1 protein-coding gene is annotated in these 1066 nt (G+C 69.5%); it reads right to left on the reverse strand.

Features of this window, described 5'->3' with window-relative positions; all coding sequences use genetic code 11:
• The coding region (mdtD, locus tag AC04MI_RS25510) for a multidrug transporter subunit MdtD (RefSeq protein ID WP_476499084.1) at positions 1–1065 on the reverse strand (1065 nt) is incomplete at its 3' end.
• Position 1066 lies beyond the last annotated feature (1 nt).

A 1066-nucleotide genomic window follows, 5' to 3' on the forward strand; every position in this document is an offset into this window, starting at 1 on the left:
GATCTGCAGCGCAGCCGGCTGGTCCGGCCCGGTCAGGCCGAAGATGCCCATCGCCAGGCCCACCAGCACGGTGTTGGCCACCAGCACCTTGCGGTAGCCGTGGCGCGTGATCAGCGGGGTCGCGAAACGCTTCATGGCCATGCCGGCCAGCGCGATCGGAAGCATCATGAGCCCCGCCCGAAGCGGCGAATAGCCCAGCGACACCTGCAGCAGCAGGGGCACCATGAACGGCATGCAGCTGCTGCCGAGCCGTGAGAACAGGTTGCCGAGCAAGCCGATGCTGAGCGTGGGCACGCCGAACAGCGAGGGCGAGAACAGCGGCTCGGGCCGGCGCGCGGCATGCAGCCAATAGGCCACCACGCTCGCAAAGCCGAACACCAGCAACAGCAGCACGCTGACCTGGCGCAGCCCCGCGCCCGAGACACCGTCGAGCGCCAGCGAGATCGCGACCATGCCGAAGGCCAGCATCGCGTAGCCCGCGCCGTCGAAGCGCCGCTGGATGGCCCCGCGCAGGTCGGGCATGAAGCGCAGCGTTGCCAGGCAGCCCGCCAACCCCACAGGCACGTTGATCAGGAAGATCCAGTGCCAGGAGGCGTACTGCACCAGCCAGCCGCCCAGCGTGGGCCCGAGCAGCGGCCCGATCAGCCCCGGAATGGCAACGAAGCTCATCGCCTGCAGGAACTCCCCGCGCGGCACGGTGCGCAGCAGCGTCAGCCGCCCTACCGGCAGCAGCAAGGCGCCGCCCAGGCCCTGCACCACCCGCGCARCCACCAGCTGCCCCACGCCCACCGACAAGGCGCACAGGACGGAGCCGACGACGAACAGCACGATGGCCGAGAAGAACACGCGCCGCGTGCCGAACCGGTCGGCGATCCAGCCCGAGGCCGGAATCAGCATTGCCATGGTCAGCGCGTAGGCCACCACCACCGACTGCATGCGCAGCGGGCTTTCGCCAAGGCTCGCGGCCATGGCGGGCAGCGCGGTGTTGATGATGGTGGCGTCGAGCGTCTGCATGAAGAAGCCGATCGCCACGAGCCAGAGCAGGCTCTTGCGGGCAGGATCGATG

Source organism: Acidovorax sp. LjRoot204, from assembly GCF_056175785.1.